The 16,833-nt window shown below is 63.2% G+C and carries 12 protein-coding genes; 5 read left to right on the top strand and 7 right to left on the bottom strand.

All coding sequences use genetic code 11. The features are described 5' to 3' along the window. Positions 1 to 49 precede the first annotated feature (49 nt). The 5 genes from rhaS (at position 50) to rhaM (ending at position 5,009) form a co-directional block, all read left to right on the top strand. Positions 50 to 1,036, top strand: coding sequence for a rhamnose ABC transporter substrate-binding protein (gene rhaS / locus ACXYMS_RS07110; protein WP_458904967.1), 987 nt, complete (start codon positions 50 to 52; stop codon positions 1,034 to 1,036). A gap of 164 nt (positions 1,037 to 1,200) precedes the next feature. Continuing rightward, positions 1,201 to 2,706 carry a sugar ABC transporter ATP-binding protein gene (locus ACXYMS_RS07105; RefSeq protein ID WP_458904966.1) on the top strand — a complete coding sequence of 502 codons (1,506 nt, stop codon included), beginning with the start codon at positions 1,201 to 1,203 and terminating at the stop codon, positions 2,704 to 2,706. Beyond that, positions 2,703 to 3,683, top strand: a complete 981-nt coding sequence (locus tag ACXYMS_RS07100; RefSeq protein WP_458904964.1) for an ABC transporter permease — start codon at positions 2,703 to 2,705, stop codon at positions 3,681 to 3,683. Before ACXYMS_RS07105 ends, ACXYMS_RS07100 begins: the two co-directional genes overlap by 4 nt. After that, on the top strand, positions 3,680 to 4,690 hold the full coding sequence (locus ACXYMS_RS07095) for an ABC transporter permease (protein WP_458904962.1): 1,011 nt from the start codon (positions 3,680 to 3,682) through the stop codon (positions 4,688 to 4,690). Before ACXYMS_RS07100 ends, ACXYMS_RS07095 begins: the two co-directional genes overlap by 4 nt. Next, complete coding sequence (rhaM, locus tag ACXYMS_RS07090; RefSeq protein WP_458904960.1) at positions 4,677 to 5,009, top strand: L-rhamnose mutarotase; 333 nt, start codon at positions 4,677 to 4,679, stop codon at positions 5,007 to 5,009. The genes ACXYMS_RS07095 and rhaM overlap by 14 nt, the downstream gene beginning before the upstream one ends. A 3-nt stretch (positions 5,010 to 5,012) precedes the next feature. Here rhaM and cysG read toward each other — a convergent pair whose 3' ends face one another. The 7 genes from cysG to ACXYMS_RS07055 form a co-directional block, all read right to left on the bottom strand. Beyond that, positions 5,013 to 6,422 (bottom strand): siroheme synthase CysG, encoded by a 1,410-nt coding sequence (gene cysG, locus ACXYMS_RS07085; protein ID WP_458904958.1) that lies wholly within the window; start codon positions 6,420 to 6,422, stop codon positions 5,013 to 5,015. Next, positions 6,394 to 9,027 (bottom strand): nitrate reductase, encoded by a 2,634-nt coding sequence (locus tag ACXYMS_RS07080; RefSeq protein ID WP_458904956.1) that lies wholly within the window; start codon positions 9,025 to 9,027, stop codon positions 6,394 to 6,396. The genes cysG and ACXYMS_RS07080 overlap by 29 nt, the downstream gene beginning before the upstream one ends. A gap of 194 nt (positions 9,028 to 9,221) precedes the next feature. Further along, on the bottom strand, positions 9,222 to 10,925 hold the full coding sequence (locus tag ACXYMS_RS07075; RefSeq protein ID WP_458904954.1) for a protein kinase domain-containing protein: 1,704 nt from the start codon (positions 10,923 to 10,925) through the stop codon (positions 9,222 to 9,224). Between the two features lie 58 nt (positions 10,926 to 10,983). Continuing rightward, the gene (locus tag ACXYMS_RS07070) at positions 10,984 to 11,832 is read right to left on the bottom strand and encodes a formate/nitrite transporter family protein (RefSeq protein WP_458904952.1); all 849 of its coding nucleotides are present in this window, start codon (positions 11,830 to 11,832) and stop codon (positions 10,984 to 10,986) included. Between the two features lie 39 nt (positions 11,833 to 11,871). Next, entirely contained in the window at positions 11,872 to 12,207 is a 336-nt protein-coding gene (gene nirD, locus ACXYMS_RS07065) for a nitrite reductase small subunit NirD (RefSeq protein WP_458904951.1), read from the bottom strand. Positions 12,208 to 12,212: 5 nt separating this feature from the next. Then, the gene (gene nirB / locus ACXYMS_RS07060; protein WP_458904949.1) at positions 12,213 to 14,657 is read right to left on the bottom strand and encodes a nitrite reductase large subunit NirB; all 2,445 of its coding nucleotides are present in this window, start codon (positions 14,655 to 14,657) and stop codon (positions 12,213 to 12,215) included. A gap of 424 nt (positions 14,658 to 15,081) precedes the next feature. Beyond that, the gene (locus ACXYMS_RS07055) at positions 15,082 to 16,827 is read right to left on the bottom strand and encodes an ABC transporter ATP-binding protein (RefSeq protein WP_458904947.1); all 1,746 of its coding nucleotides are present in this window, start codon (positions 16,825 to 16,827) and stop codon (positions 15,082 to 15,084) included. Positions 16,828 to 16,833: the final 6 nt, after the last annotated feature.

The raw sequence follows: 16,833 nt of genomic DNA, 5'->3' as shown, positions 1-16,833 counted from the left end.
GAACGAGACGACCAACAACCAAGACCAGACCAATCCTCGGGAGGATCAAATGAAACTCTGGAAACTGCTTGCCGCGACGGCCGCTGCCGCCGTTCTGCTCGCCACCCCTGCAATGGCTCAGACCCGCATCGCGCTGGTCGTGAAGTCGCTCGGTAACGGCTTTTTCGATGCTGCCGCCAAGGGCGCCGAAGAAGCTGCCGCCGAACTGGGCGACGTCGAAGTCATCTATACCGGGCCGACCTCTGCAACCGCTGAAGCCCAGATTGAAGTCGTCAATTCGCTGATTGCTCAGCAGGTCGACGCCATCGCTATCTCGGCCAATGATCCGGACGCACTGGTGCCGGTGCTGCAGCGTGCCATGGAACGCGGCATCAAGGTGATCTCCTGGGACTCGGGCGTTGCTCCCGAAGGCCGGCAGATCCACCTCAACCCCTCCGACATCGACCTGATCGGCGAAACCATCATCAAGCTGGCCGCGGACCATCTGCCCGAGGGCGGCGACGTTGCCATTCTCTCGGCAGCCTCCACCGCGACCAACCAGAATGCCTGGATCGAGGCCGCCAAGGCCGTGATCCCGGAGAAGTTCCCGAACATCAATCTGGTCGCCACCGTCTATGGCGATGATGACTCGGTGAAGTCGACCGAAGAGGCTCGCGGCCTGATCGCGGCTCACCCCAACCTCAAGGCCATCATTGCCCCGACCACTGTCGGCGTGGTGGCGGCTGCCCAGGTGGTGACCGACCAGAACCTGATCGGCCAGATCAACGTCACGGGCCTGGCCCTGCCGAGCGAGTTCAAGCAGTTCATCGACAATGGCGCGAGCCAGGCCGTGGCGCTGTGGAACCCGATCGACCTGGGCTATTCGGCTGTGATGCTGGCCAATGCGCTGGTTGAAGGCGAGACGGCTGAGCCGGGCGCAACCTTCTCCATCGGCAAGGTGGGTGAAGTGACCCTGGACGACACCAACTCCGCTGCCATGGCCGCGCCGTTCCAGTTCGATGCGAGCAACATCGAAGAGTTCTCCAAGATCTACTAAGGCGTTCTTCACCTCTCCCTTCGGGGGAGAGTTCGACGCGAAGCGGCGGGTGAGGAGCCTTGGTGGATAGCCAAAGGGCCCCCTCACCCTAACCCTCTCCCCCAAAGGGAGAGGGGACTGTATCGAGCGCGTGACCAGGCCGGCGCTCGACCCAAGGAATTGAAATGACCGACCCAATCCTGGCCCTTTCGGGCATATCCAAGAGCTTTCCCGGCGTGCGGGCGCTGCATGATGTGTCGCTGGAGCTTTATCCCGGCCAGGTGACGGCGCTGATCGGCGAAAACGGTGCCGGCAAGTCGACGCTGGTCAAGACCATGACCGGCATCTATCAGCCGGACGCGGGCGAAATCTGGCTTGGCGGCGGTCCCATCACGCTGCCCACCGCCCACTCAGCGACCGAACTGGGGATCACGGCCATTCACCAGGAAACCGTGCTGTTCGACGAGTTGACGGTGGCCGAAAATATCTATCTGGGGCACACGCCCACCAATCGCTTTGGACTGATCGACTGGAAGGCGATGCGGCGCGAAGCGCAGATGACCCTCGACAGCATGGCTGCCGGGATCGATGCGGGCATGCCGCTCAAGGAACTGGGCATTGCCAAGAAACACCTGGTCGCCGTGGCGCGGGCGCTCAGCGTCGACGCGCAGGTGGTGATCATGGACGAGCCGACCGCAGCGCTGTCCCTCAAGGAGATCGAGGAGCTTTACGTGCTGGTCGACCTGCTCAGGCAGGACGGCAAGGCGATCCTCTTCATCTCGCACAAATTCGACGAAATCTATCGCATTGCCGACCGCTATGCGGTGTTCCGCGATGGCGAAATGGTGGGCAAGGGCTTCATCAAGGACACCCCGCAGAACGAGATCGTCAAGCTGATGGTGGGCCGCTCGGTGGACCATATCTTCCCGGCCCGCGAAGCCATTCTCGGCGAGACGGTGCTGGAGGTGAAGGGTCTCAGCCACCCGACCGAATTCGACAATGTCTCATTCGCGGTGCGCAAGGGCGAAATCCTGGGCTTTTATGGCCTGGTGGGCGCGGGACGCTCGGAAGTGATGCAGGCCGTGTTCGGCATGACCCGGCCTTCATCGGGCACGATGGTGCTGGAGGGCCAGACTGTGGCGCCAAGATCGCCGGCCGATGCCGTCGATGCCGGCATTGTCTATGTGCCGGAGGAACGCGGCAAGCAGGGTGTCATCACCGGCGAACCCATCTTCAAGAATGTGTCGCTGCCAAGCCTCGACAAAACCGGACGCGTCGGCTTCCTGCGCATGGCCGAGGAGTTCAAGCTGGCGCGCACCTACACCGAACGGCTGGATCTGCGCGCCTCCTCGCTGAGCCAGAATGTGTCGACCCTGTCGGGTGGCAACCAGCAGAAAGTGGTGATCGCCAAGTGGCTGGCGACCCTGCCCAAGGTCATCATTCTCGATGAACCCACCAAGGGCGTGGATATCGGTTCGAAAGCTGCCGTGCATGAATTCATGGGTGAACTGGTCGCCCAGGGCCTCAGCGTCATCATGGTCTCGTCCGAACTGCCCGAGGTGCTGGGCATGAGCGACCGGGTCGTGGTGATGCGCGAGGGACTGGTGGTGGACACGCTGGAAAACAAAGACTTGCAACCCGAGACGCTGGTGCGGCTGGCTGCGGGCATCGTCGAGGAGAAAGCCGCATGAACCGGCTGCTCAAATCCCGCGAACTCTGGTTGGCTCTGGCCATTCTCGCCGTCATCGTGCTGGTGACGCTGCGCTTCCCCCGCTTCTCCCAACCGGCAAACCTGCTGACCATCTTCAATGACACATCGATCCTGATGATGCTGGCCATGGGGCAGATGGCGGTCATCCTGACGCGCTCCATCGACCTGTCCATGGCCTCCAACCTGGCGCTGACCGGCATGATCGTGGCGATGACCAATGCAGCCTTCCCCTTCATTCCCATTCCACTGCTAATCGCCGGCTGCATTGTGGTCGGGGCCGTGCTGGGGGCGTTCAACGGTATTCTCGTCTGGAAACTCGATATCCCGCCCATCGTGGTGACGCTGGGCACGCTGACGATTTTCCGTGGCCTGGTCTTCGTGATTTCGGGTGGCGCCTGGGTCAATGCCGCACAGATGAGCACCGATTTCATCCAACTCCAGCGCGGTTCCTTCCTCGGCCTGCCGATCCTCTCATGGTTCGCCATCGTCGTGGCGGGGCTGATTTATGTATTGATGACCCGCACCCCGTGGGGCAGGGCGTTCTATGCCATCGGCGTCAATCCGACCGCTTCGGTCTATACCGGCATCAATGTGGGCCGCACCAAATTCCTGGCCTTCGTGCTCTCGGGCGCCATTTCGGGGCTTTGCGGCTATCTGTGGATTTCACGCTATGTCATCGCCTCGGTCGAGGTGGCGGGTGGCTATGAGCTGACCATTGTCGCCGCCTGCGTTATCGGCGGCGTTTCCATAGCCGGTGGCATCGGAACCGTGGGCGGGGCGCTGCTGGGCGCACTGTTCCTCGGCGTGGTCAACAATGCCCTGCCTGTCATTGGTGTCTCGCCCTTCTGGCAGATGGCCATTTCCGGCGCCGCGATCCTCTTGGCCGTGGTGCTCAATGCCACGAGCGAGCGGACCAAGGGACGCATCATTCTCAAGAAGGCCGAGGTGGCGGGATGACTGACCTAACCGCGAATGGCCGGCAATTGCCCAACCGGCTCGACAATCCGCTGAAGTCAGCCGTGCTGAGCTGGGAAAGCCTGCTGGTGCTGGTGGTGCTGGGCATCTTCCTCGCCAACAGCCTGGCATCGCCCTATTTCCTCAATGCCTGGAGCCTCTCCGACCTAACCTTCAACTTCACCGAGAAGGGGCTGATCGCTCTAGCCATGGCGCTGGTGATCATCACCGGCGAGATCGACCTATCGGTGGCCTCGATCATCGCGCTGGCCTCGACACTGATGGGGCTGACTTTGCAATATGGCGCCGATACGCCAACGCTGGTGGCGGTCGGCATTGGCGTCGGCATCCTTTGTGGTGCCTTCAACGGCTTCCTCGTGACCGGGCTGAAATTGCCCTCCATCGTGGTGACTATCGGCACGATGAGCCTCTTCCGCGGCATTGCCTTCATCATCCTCGGGGACCAAAGCTTCAAGGGTTACCCGTCCAGTTTCTCCTGGTTCGGCCAAGGCTATGTCTGGTGGGTGATCTCGTTCGAACTGGTACTGTTCCTCGTGGCGGCGGCGGTCTTCTATGTACTGCTGCATCGCACGACTTTCGGGCGCCGCGTCTTTGCCATCGGCAACAACGCCACGGCGGCGCGCTTTTCGGGCGTGCGGGTGGATCGCATCAAATTCGTTCTGTTCTGCCTAACGGGCCTGATGAGCGGCATTGCCGCCGTGCTGCTGACGGCGCGTCTGGGCTCGACCCGCCCCTCCATCGCCGAGGGGTTTGAACTGGATGTGGTGACCATGGTGGTGCTGGGGGGCGTGTCGATCCTGGGCGGCGCCGGCTCGATCATCGGCGTGGTGCTGGCGGCGCTGATTATAGGCCTCGTCACCTTCGGGCTCGGCCTGCTCAATGTGCCGGGCATCGTCATGACCATCTTCACCGGCTCGCTGCTGATCGTGGTGATCGCGCTGCCCATCCTGTTCCGGATGTTTAAGGAGCGCCGGCATGATCGTCGATGAGGCTTACGAAAAGCACGCCTTCAAGATGCAGCTCAATCCGGGCATGGCGGAAGAATATAGACGCCGCCATGACGCGATCTTTCCCGAACTGGTCGATCTGCTGCACGCGGCCGGAGTAAAGGACTATTCCATCCACCTCGACGAAGAGACCAACACGCTGTTTGGCGTGCTGTGGCGGCGGGTGGATCATACGATGGGTGAATTACCCGGGACCGAGGTGATGCAGCGCTGGTGGGCGCATATGGCCGATATCATGGCCACCAACGAGAAGAACGAGCCGATCTCGGTGGACCTGACACCGATGTTCTGGATGAAGTGAGAATCAGGTGCCCGTGGCGGCCAGCGCCTCGACCTTCCTCTCCCGCAGCGCATCCCCCACCGCAAAAATTGTAGGGGCCGAGAGCGGGAAGGCCTCCACCGCCGTGATGGCTCCGGCAATTGTGCCGCGCCAGATCTGCTCGTCGGCGCGGCCCACGCTGCCGGCGATGATGGCCGGAGTTTTTGGGCTCATGCCCTTTTGGGTGAGTTCGGCGACAATGCCGGGCAGGGTGCCGCGGCTCATGTAATAGACCGAGGTAGTGGCCGGATCGGCCAGCGCCGTCCAGTTGAGCGTTTCGGGCAGCACGCCCTTGCGCGAATGGCCGGTGACGAAGCGCACGGACTGGGCATGATCGCGATGGGTGAGCGAAACGCCGAGGCGGCTGGCCAGCGCCAAGCCCGCGGAAATGCCGGGCACCACCGAAACGGCGATGCCGTGGCTTTCGAGCATCTCGATCTCCTCGCCTGCACGGCCGAAGATCATCGGATCGCCGGACTTGAGGCGGACCACGTGCTTGCCCTGCCGGGCCAGCGACAGCATCATGGCATTGATCTCATCCTGCGCGCAGCTTTCGCGCTGGGCCCGCTTGCCCACCAGCATGCGCCTAGCCTCGCGGCGGGCCAGCTCCAGCACCTCGGATGAGACGAGATCATCGAAGAGGATGACGTCGGCCGATTGCAGGGCGCGCACGGCCTTGATGGTGAGCAGGTCCGCCTCGCCGGGGCCGGCACCTACAAGCGTGACGCGGCCGATGGCGGGCTGGGCAGCGAAGGTGACGTCGGCGTCACTGGCCTCGGGCGCGCGATTGCCGAAGGCATTGTCGGCCAGCTTCTCCCAGAAGGCGCGGCGCTGCGGTCCGGCCTCAAGCCGGTCCATGACCGTGTTGCGGACCTTGGCGGCCAGTTGCGCCCAGAGCGAGAGCGTCTGCGGCAAGAGGGTTTCGATGCGGCGGCGCACGGCCTGCCCGAGAATGGGCGCGGCACCGGCAGTGGAAATGCCAACCACGACGGGGGAGCGATTGACGATGGCCCCGAACTGGAACTGACAGAACTCGGGGCGGTCGATGACATTGTAGGGGACCGACGCAGCCCTGGCGGCAGCGATAAAGGCATGGGCCTCGGAATCCTCGTCGATGTCAGCAATGGCGAGGCTGGCGCCGGCAAGGTCGGCTGGGGTCCAGGGGCGGGGGCGGATGGTGATGGTGGGAAGCGAAAGCGCCGCCAGTTCCGCGCACACCTCCTCGGCATAGACATCCACCTGCGCCCCGGCCGCGGCCAGCAGCTCGATCTTCCAGGTGGCAGGTTCGCTCCCGCCGATGACGACGACGCGCTTGCCGTTGAGGTCAAAAAAGACCGGAAGGACAGCGAGCGGCGAAATCCGCGCTCTATTCGGCGGCGATGAGACGGTTTGCATCGACAATCCCCCTGATTTCGGCGCGGCAGGAGCCGCAATTGGTGCCGGCGCGGGTGAGGGCGCCAACGGCTTCGACACTGGTGCAGCCGTGACGGGTCACGGCCTGGGTAATGGTGTTGATGCCTACGCCCATGCAGGAGCAGACAATGGCCCCGCCATCCGGACGGTCGGCTCCGGGTCGTCCGGCCAGCACGATGGAGGCGGTGAGGTCAGTCTCGCCCAGCAGATCAACGGCCCATTGACGGGAGACCAGCACCGGGTCGGGCGATGTATAGAGAGCCGCCACCAGCAACCCGTCCGCAATCAGCACAAAGGCGCGGCGACCGGAGCGCTCGTCGCGGATGGATTGGAAGGCGGCGTCGGTGCCAAAGGTGGTCGCGAGGAATGCAGTCCAGTCCTGTGGCTCTTCCACCAGGGCGATTTCGCCGCGCCAGCCATTACTGGCCGGGGCGATGGCCCAGTAGTCGGTGGCAAGATTTGGTCTTTCCCGCGCGACGAGGAAGCCGAAAAGACGGATGCCTACTGGCTCGGCATGGACCTGCGCCATTTTCAGCGCCGGCTGTCCGGAAACGGGATCAGCCTTGCCGGTGACCAGCACATCAACCCGCCCATTTGAGGCGAACTGGTCGGTCCAGTGCATGGGCACGAAGATTTGGCCGCGCAATTGCCGGTCGGTGATCAGCGCCCGCACCAGCGTCGAACCATGGCGATTGAAGAGGCGCACCAGGCTGGTGCGGCGCACGCCCAGCGCATTGGCATCGGCGGGGTGGATTTCCACGTAGGGCTCGGCCATGTGGGCCGACAGGCGCGCCGTCTTGCCGGTGCGGGTCATGGTGTGCCAGTGGTCGCGCACCCGTCCGGTATTGAGGATGAAGCTGCCCGGAGCCGGCGCAAAGGGTGGCGGCGGCTGGACGGGCAGGAAGCGGGCCTTGCCATCGGGCGTGAAGAATTTCCCATCCCCAAACATGCGGGCTGTGGGCCGCGAGCGCACCGGCCACTGAACCGGCGCCAGGGTTTCGTAGTCGGCGCCGACCAGGCCAGAGAGATCGAAATCGCGGCTGCCGTCATTCTCGAAGGCGGAGAGGGCAGCGTGCTCGGCAAAGATCTGCGCGGCGTCGAAATAGGAAAACGCCTGGCCAACGCCGAGACGCCGGGCCACTTCCTTGATGATCCACCAGTCGGGCCGGGCTTCGCCGGGGAGGGCGAGGAACGGGCGCTGGCGCGAAATGCGTCGCTCCGAATTGGTGACGGTGCCATCCTTCTCGCCCCAGCCGGCGGCTGGCAGGCGCACATGGGCCAGTTCCATCGTATCGGTATGCCGATTCATGTCGGAGACCACGACAAAGGGACAGGCCTTGATTGCGTCGCGCGCGGCATCGGCCTCCGGCATGGAATCCACCGGATTGGTAGCCATGATCCAGATGGCCCTGATCTCGCCCCGCGCCATGGCGGCGAACAGATCAACTGCCTTCAGCCCCGGCGCCTGGGCAACCGACCTGCTACCCCAGAACCGGGAAACCCGGTCGACGGCATCGGGCGTGAAATCCATATGCGCGGCCAGCATATTGGCCAGCCCGCCCACTTCCCGGCCCCCCATGGCATTGGGCTGACCGGTGACCGAGAAGGGCCCCATGCCCGGCCTGCCGATGCGGCCGGTGGCCAGATGGCAATTGATGATGGCATTGACCTTGTCACTGCCGGCGGCCGACTGATTGACCCCCTGCGAATAGATCGTGACGACCTTCTGAGTGCGGGCGAACAGATCGTAGAAGCGGGCGATGGAAAGAGGCGACAGGCCGGTGGCCTTTGCCACACGGGCAATGTCCCAGTCCTCAGCTGTCAGCAGCGCCGCCCCAAAGCCGGTCGTGTAGTGGGAGATGTAATCGCTGTTGGTAACGCCCAGATGATCGAGATGGGCCAAGAGGCCGACGAAAAGAGCACTGTCTCCGTCCGGCGCCACTGGCAGGTGCAGTTCGGCAATGTCGGCCGAAACCGTGCGGCGCGGATCGATCAGAACCACCTTCATCTCGGGGTGGGCGGTGCGCGCGGCCACGATGCGCTGATAGAGCACCGGATGACACCAGCCCAGGTTTGAACCAACCAGGACGATGAGATCGGCCTGTTCAAGGTCCTCGTAATTGCCTGGCACCGTGTCGGACCCAAAGGCGCGTTTGTGCCCGGCTACGGATGACGCCATGCAGAGGCGCGAATTTGTGTCTATATTGGCGGTCCCGAGAAAGCCCTTCATCAGCTTGTTGGCGACGTAATAGTCCTCGGTCAGCAATTGGCCCGAACCGTATATGGCAACCGATTGCGGACCATGTTCGGCAATGGTCGCCTTGAAGCGGTTGGCGACCAGATCAAGGGCGGCGTCCCAGCTGGCGCGGGCGTCGTTGATTTCTGGATGTAGCAGGCGTCCATCGAGCGACAGGGTCTCCCCAAGCGCCGAGCCCTTCGAACACAGACGCCCGAAATTGGCCGGATGGTCGGGGTCGCCGGCTATGGCGACCGAGCCATCGGCCTGGAGCGTCGCCAGCACGCCGCAGCCAACCCCGCAATAGGGGCAGGTGGTCTTGACGGTGCCGCTTGCCAAAGTTTGGGTCATGGAAGGTCCAAAAAGAAAAAGCCGCCAACCGGGAGCGAAAGCACTGGGGCTTTCAATCCGGGTTGGCGGCTTTGCCGGGACGTCGCCCAGCTGTGGACGACAGGATCAACTTAGCGCTGAGTTCGCTGCGGCGCAAAGAAAAACGCGCAAAAACGGGGCAAAAGAATTTCATGACTACAAATTAGGCGTATGGGCTATTCGTGCAGCAGCAACCAGGTTAGCAGGACACACAAAATCCCCAGGATCGCGCTGATCGACTGCCAAAACCGCAGCGGGTTTCGCTGGGCCAGGGGCAGATGATCGAAATTCGGAAGGGCCGGGTTGGGATGGCGTAGATCATAGAGGAAGGCGCTGATGGCGTCATAGCGTTTCGCCGGGTCCGGATGGACCGCTTTTCGCAGGGCGCTGTCCACCCAGCTGGGGATGTCGCGCCGTCGGGAAAAGGCGGGCCGGTAGATGAGACGCCGGCCCTGCGCCACCGCAGCGCCATAGGGCAGATCGCCCGTGATCAGCTCATAGGCGATGGCGCCTAGGGTATAGAGGTCGGATTGCTCGGTGCCGCGCAGCCCGGCGAAATATTCGGGCGCTGCATATTGGTGCGTGCCCAGAATGTCGTCGCTATCGGTGCGGGGCATGGCCTCGACCACGCCAGCAACGCGAACGGCGCCAAAATCGATGATCCTTGCGGTGCCATCGGGATCGAGCATGACATTTTCCGGCCGGAGGTCCTGGTGGATCATGTCCTTGCGGTGGAAGGCGAGCAGGCCCGCGCCGATCTGCTCGATCAACCCGCGCACTGTCTCAAGCGGCGGGGCGGAATGGTCTTCCATCCACTGCCTGAGCGTCTGGCCTTCGAGATATTCGGTGACAGTGTAGAGCGTGCGGCGGCCAGCGGGGACGGGCGCCGCGGCCAGCACGTGGGGCGAACTGATCCGGCGGGCGATCCACTCCTCGGCCGCAAAGCGCCGCAAATAGCCTTCGTCCTCGCGCAGGTCGGCGGAAGGAAACTTGATGGCCACCCGGTTGCCGGTGTCGACCTCGGTGGCCAGATAAACATGACTACGGCTGGAGGCGTGCAGTTCGCGCTGGATGCGATAGCCATCGAGCAGCGCCGGCAGCAGCGGCAATTGCGCCGGGGGCAGCAATTGACCGTCATCGAGATCGGCGACCTGGCCGGGATCTGGCAGACTATCCACGCGTACGATCTGGATGGTGAGATTGTCGTCGCTGCCGGCGGCCAGCGCAGCATCGACAATGTCCCGGGCTGCGGCATCGAAATCTGTCGCCTTTGTCAGGCGCGCCGCGATGTCGCGGGGCGGCAGGAAACCATGCACGCCATCGGTGGTCAGGACCAGGATGTCCCCCGCCGCGAGCGCCAGGCTGCGATAGTCGATCTCGATCGAGGCTTCCAGGCCCAAGGCGCGGGCGAGATAGCCCTGACCGCCGGTGATCAGGGCGCGATGGTCCTGGGTCAGCGGTTCGAGATTGTCTCCCGACAGGCGCCATATGCGGCTGTCCCCGATATGAAAGAGGTGAGCGGTCGAGCCCTTGAGCACCAATCCGCTGAAGGTAGTGACATAGGCATGGTCACGCTCCTCGATTGCGGCGCCCTGCGCGGCCAGCCAGCTATTGGTGGCGCCGATGACCCGGCTGACGGCGGTCTTCACCGCCCAGGCCTCTGAGGTGCAGTAGTAGTCGGTGAGGAAGCTCTTGACCGCCGTCTCGGCGGCGATATGGCTCACCGGACTGGGCGAGATACCATCGGCAATGGCAACGGCAATGCCCTTGTGCAATAGCGCGGTGCCCTGGGGCACAAGGGCCCCATGAAAATCCTGATTGAGCGGCTTGCAGCCCTGCGATGAATGCTGACCGATGGTGACGGACAGGGTTGGGGGCAAGGGTTTGTCCAGCATGCAGGGAGGAGCGGGGGCGACTGTCGCCGCCCCCTTTTGTCAATTATTCTGCGGGACGAACAGTGGCCTGGCCTTCGCGAGCGGCCGGGGCCCGGCTGGGCGAAGTCCGATAATGGGTGGCGTAGATCATGCCGCCAACAAAGGTCAGGCCGCCAACCAGATTGCCCACGACGGTGGGGATTTCGTTCCAGATCAGATAGTCGCCCCAGGTGAACTGGCCGCCCAGCATGATGCCCGAGGGGAACAGGAACATGTTGACGATCGAGTGCTCGAAGCCGAGGTAGAAGAACACCAGGATCGGCATCCACATGCCGATGACCTTGCCCGAGACAGAGGTGGACATCATGGCGGCGACGACGCCAGTCGAGACCATCCAGTTGCACATGACGGCGCGCACGAACAGGGTCAGCATGCCCGACCAGCCGGCCTCTGCGTAACCCAAGGTGCGGGCTTCGCCGATCTGGCCGATCTTGACGCCGACGGCGTCCGGCGCATGGGAAAAGCCCATGGTGAAGATGATGGCCATGAAGACCGCGGTGGTGAAGGCGCCGGCAAAATTGCCGACGAACACCAGGCCCCAATTGCGCAGCACCCCCTGCCAGGTCACGCCCGGACGCCTGGCAATGAGCGCCAGCGGTGCCAGCGTGAAGACGCCGGTGAGCAGGTCAAAGCCCATCAGATAGAGCAGGCAGAACCCGACCGGGAACAATAGGGCGCCCACCAGTGGCTGGCCGGTGTTGACGGTGATGGTCACGGCGAAGGCGGCGGCCAGCGCCAGGATGGCGCCAGCCATATAGGCGCGGATCAGCGTGTCCTTCGTGGACATGAAGACTTTGGATTCGCCGGCCTCGATCATCTTGGCGGCGAGTTCCTTGGGGGCAACATAGGACATTGGATTTCTCCTGATCTCGGGAAAGGACAGAGAGGACCGCTATTCGGCGGCCATCTGCATGAGCACGTCGGGGGCGATGAAGATGAGGCCATTCTCCAGCCTGACGGGGTAGGTGCGGACCGCGCCTTCGTCGGCGCCCTGGGCCTGACCGGTGGCAAGGTCAAAGACCCAGTTGTGCAGCGGGCAGGTGACGGAGCTTCCATGGACTATGCCTTCGGCGAGCGGGCCGCCCTTGTGCGGGCAGCGGTTCTCGATGGCGTAGACTTGGTCTTCGGCCGTGCGGAACACGGCAATCTTGCCCGATGGGGTGTTGACGCAGCGGGCCCCGCGCACCGGGATGGCCGTGATATTGCCCAGTTCGATCCATTCGGTCATCGCCATCACTCCGCTGCTACCGGGAGCCCGAATTCGGCCATCGCGGCGAATTCATGGGCATCCTTGCCATTGACGCGTTCTTCCCAGGGATCGACCTGGGCGAATTGCTGGGCATGGACGAAGCGCTCATAGAGCTGGCCGCGCCTGGCCAGGTCGTCGACCACGGCAGCCTTGATGCTTTCATTGCCGACGCGCTTGGCCCATTTGTAGATGCGCTCGAGATAGTGGCCCTGCTCGCGATAGAGCTGGGTCAGCGCCACGATGATCTCCAGCGCCTCGTCTTCGGTGTTGGCGTGGCAGAGGAGTTCGGTGCCCTTGATGTCGAGGCCGGCGGCTCCGGCGAACTGGATGTCGTAACCCGAGTCCACGCAGATGACGCCGATGTCCTTGCAGGTGGCCTCGGCACAATTGCGTGGACACCCCGAGACCGCGAGCTTGACCTTGGCCGGGGTCCAGGCGCCCCACATGAACTTTTCGAGCCGCACACCCAGGCCCGTGGAATCCTGCGTGCCAAAGCGGCACCAGTCCGAACCCACGCAGGTCTTGACCGTGCGCAATCCCTTGGCATAGGCGGCGCCCGAAACCATGCCGGCGGCATTCAGATCAGCCCAGACACCGGGCAGGTCCTCCTTCTTGACGCCCAACAGGTCAATGCGCTGGCCGCCCGTGACCTTCACGGCGGGAATGGCGAACTTGTCGGCCACATCGGCGATGGCGCGCAATTCCTTGGGATTGGTCATCCCACCCCACATGCGCGGCACGACCGAATAGGTGCCATCCTTCTGGATATTGGCGTGCACGCGCTCATTGATGAAGCGGGACTGGTTGTCGTCCTCGTATTCGCCGGGCCATTCGGCCACGAGATAATAGTTGAGGGCCGGGCGGCACTTGGCGCAGCCGCAGGAGGTCTTCCACTCCAGCTCCTGCATGACTTCCGGGATCGACTTGAGACCTTTGGCCACGATCAGGCGGCGGACAGTGCCATGGTCGTGCTCGGTGCAGGGGCACATCGGCTTGACGGCAGCCGGGTTGTAGCTGTCGCCCAGGGTGATAGCCATGAGCTTTTCAACCAGATGCGTACAGGTTCCGCACGAGGCCGAGGCCTTGGTGTGGGCGCGCACGCCATCGAGATCGGTCAGGCCCTTGGAAACGATCGTGCCGGTGATCGTTGATTTACAGACACCGTTGCAGCCGCAGATTTCTGCATCATCCGGCAAGGCTGCAACGGCCGCCATAGGGTCCAGCGCGGCTCCCCCCTGATAGGCCTGACCAAAAATTAGGGTGTCGCGCATGTCACGCGTATCCGTGCCCTTGCGGATCATGTCGAAGAACCATGGCCCGTCGGCGGTTTCACCAAAGAGCATGGCGCCTACGATCTTGTCCTGCTTGAGCACGAGCCGCTTGTAGATACCCGAAGTGGCATCGCGCAGCACGATTTCCTCGCGGTCCTCGGCATCGGCGAAATCGCCGGCCGAATAGACGGACACGCCGGTCACCTTGAGCTGGGTGGCGGTCTGCACCGGGCGGAAGACGGCGTCGACCTTGGCCATCGTCTTGGCCAGGACCTTGGCCTGGTCATAAAGCGGCGCGACCAGGCCATAGACCATCTTTTCGTGTTCGACGCATTCGCCCACGGCCAGCACGTCGGGATCTGAGGTGACCATCTGGTCATTGACCACGATGCCGCGTTCCACATGCAGGCCCGCATCGACGGCAAGGCGTGTCTCGGGGCGAATGCCCACGGCCATCACCACGATGTCGGCGCCATAGACGGTGCCATCTTCAAGGCTGACGGCATCGACATGGGTCTCGCCCAGGATGGCCTTGGTCTGGGCCTTGCAATGCACCTTGATGCCGCGCGCTTCGAGGTCACGCTGCAAGAGGAAGCCAGCAGCCGGATCGAGCTGGCGCTCCATCACATGGCCCATCAGGTGCAGCACGACCACTTCCATGCCGCGGGCATTGAGCGCGGCGGCCGCTTCGAGGCCCAAGAGGCCCCCGCCGATCACCACGGCCCTGGCGCCGGGGCGCTTCGATACGTCCACCATGCGGTTGACGTCGTCGAGATCGCGGAAGGCCATGACGCCGGGCAGGTCCTTGCCGGGCAGAGGGATGATGAAGGGCGCCGAGCCGGTGGCGATGATCAGCTTGTCATAGGGAGTCTCGCCATATTTGGAGACGACCACCTTGCGCTGGCGATCGATCAGCGTGACCGCCTCGCCAAAGCGGGTATGTACGCCCTGAGCCTCGTACCAGGCAGAGTCGTGGGTGATGATCTGCTCATAGTCCTTTTCCCCGGCGAGAACCGGAGACAGCATCAGGCGGTTGTAATTGCCGCGCGGTTCGGCACCGAACAGGGTGACGTCGTAGCGGCCCGGCGCTTCTTCGAAGATGTGCTCAAGGGCGCGGCCTGAGGCCATGCCAGCACCTATAACGACCAGTTTTTCCATAATTGGGCTCCAGAAATCGGGTCAGTCGAGCTGCACGGCGGCAGGGCGGATAGGGTCAGGCTGCATCATCGGATGGGCTCCGGTTCGGGTCTGAAAACAAAAAGGCCGCCAACCGACACGAGGCTGGTTCAGGACCAGTCTGTGTCTGTTGGCGACCTTGCCACTGGACGCCCACCCTTGGACGTCGACTTTCACTAAAGAGCGTCTTGGGAGGAGCTCCTTCGGCTACCTCATTGCAGGAACCGTGCCAGATGTACGAGGGTCCAGATTTCTATGCGATTTCAATAGCTAGCGTGACATTCGTATCTTCTCTGGATGACGGGACACGCAGTCCGTCAGCAGCAATCCGCATCATGATGCCCATATTTTAGGCTGCAATTGCGTGTTGAGAGTGGTTGCACCTTTTATGTGCGAACACTCTGCACTACTCTGCCGCCGCAACAGGTTGGCTCCGTCCTGCCCGCTTGGACCGGATATGGTCGAGTGTGGCCTGGTCGGGATCGGCGCCGCCCTCGTAGGCTTCAAGGAAATCGTGCAGCTCCTCGCGATAGGCGTAATAGTCCTTGTGGGCGAGCAGTGCCTTGCGCGAGCGCGGTCGGGGCAGGTCGACCTCCATGACATTGCCGATCCGCGCGTTCGGCCCGTTCGACGTCATCACCACTCGGTCGGCCAGGAGGATTGCCTCGTCCACATCGTGGGTGACGCAGATCGCGGTCACCTGTGTGCGCGCCCACACATCCATCAGCACATCCTGAAGTTCCCAGCGGGTGATGCTGTCGAGCATGCCGAAGGGTTCGTCGAGCAGCAGCAGCTTGGGCGAGAGGGCAAAGGCGCGGGCAATGCCGACGCGCTGTTTCATGCCGTTTGAGAGTTCGGATGCGGGGCGATGCATGGAATCTCCCAGGCCCACCCGGTTGAGATAATATTCGACCACATCGCGGCGCTCCGCCGCGCTGGCCTTGGGATAAACCCGGTCGACGCCCAGGGCAACGTTTTCGCGAGCAGTAAGCCAGGGCATGAGCGAGGGGGCCTGGAAGACCACGGCCCGCTCCGGCCCGGCGCCGACCACCGGATTGCCATCAAGAGTGATGCTGCCCGAGGAAATGTCGTTGAGCCCGGCGACCATGGACAGCACAGTCGATTTTCCGCAGCCCGAATGGCCGATAAGGGTGACGAATTCGCCCTTCTTCATCTGGAAGTCGAAACGGTCGACGACTGTGAGCGGCCCCTTGGCGGTAGGGTACACCTTGGAGACGTCGGAAAAGGTGAGGTAGCTCTGGCTGCCTGCGGCCCCTGCCGCCTCGGCATAGGCTTTTGGCGGACGCGCCGAGCGGCCCCGCGCGATCGGAACGACATTGGGCAGGGTCATTTCCGAATCGCCCGACTGGTTGCGGGCGGCCCCCACATCCATGAGATATTCGGTGATCTGGCGCCGAAGGGTGATGAAGCGATCATCGCCATTAAGGGCAGTGCGATCACGCGGACGCTCGATGCCGATTGTGAAAGCCGGCCCCAGCGTCGCGGCGGGGCCAGGTGTCAACGGAATGACGCGGTCGGCCAGGAGGATGGCCTCGTCGACATCATTGGTAATCAGGATGATGGTCTTCTTTTCCGCCTCCGAAATGAGGGCGAGTTCGTCCTGCAGCTTGGAGCGGGTCAACGCGTCGAGCGCCGAAAGCGGTTCGTCGAGCAGCAGCACTTCGGGCTGCATGGCCAGGGCGCGCGCCACGGCGACCCGTTGGCGCATGCCACCGGACAGCTCGGCTGGGCGCCGGTCGAGGGCATGGCCGAGACCGACCATCTCGACATAGCGCTGGCGCAGTTCGAGCCGTTCTGCACGCGATTTGCGCTTGTGCACGGCGTCGATGGCGAGATCCACATTGCCCGCAACGCTGAGCCAGGGCATCAGCGAATAGGACTGGAACACCACCCCCCGCTCCGGGCCGGGGCCGTCGATTTCACGGCCGCGAAAGATGACGCCACCCCGGTCGGGTTCGGAGAGGCCCGCCATGAGGGAGATCAGCGTGGTCTTGCCGGCGCCCGAGAAGCCGAGAATGGCGACAAACTCGCCATGCTCGACGTCCAGGTTGATGTTGTCGAGAATATCAACGCGCTTGGTGCCTTCGCCAAAATGCCGGGAAATACCGGAGAGCTGGAGAATGAGGGCCATGGTCCG

The sequence above is a fragment of the Devosia sp. CAU 1758 genome, from assembly GCF_054482695.1.
This window is presented reverse-complemented; position numbering and strand designations above follow the sequence as displayed.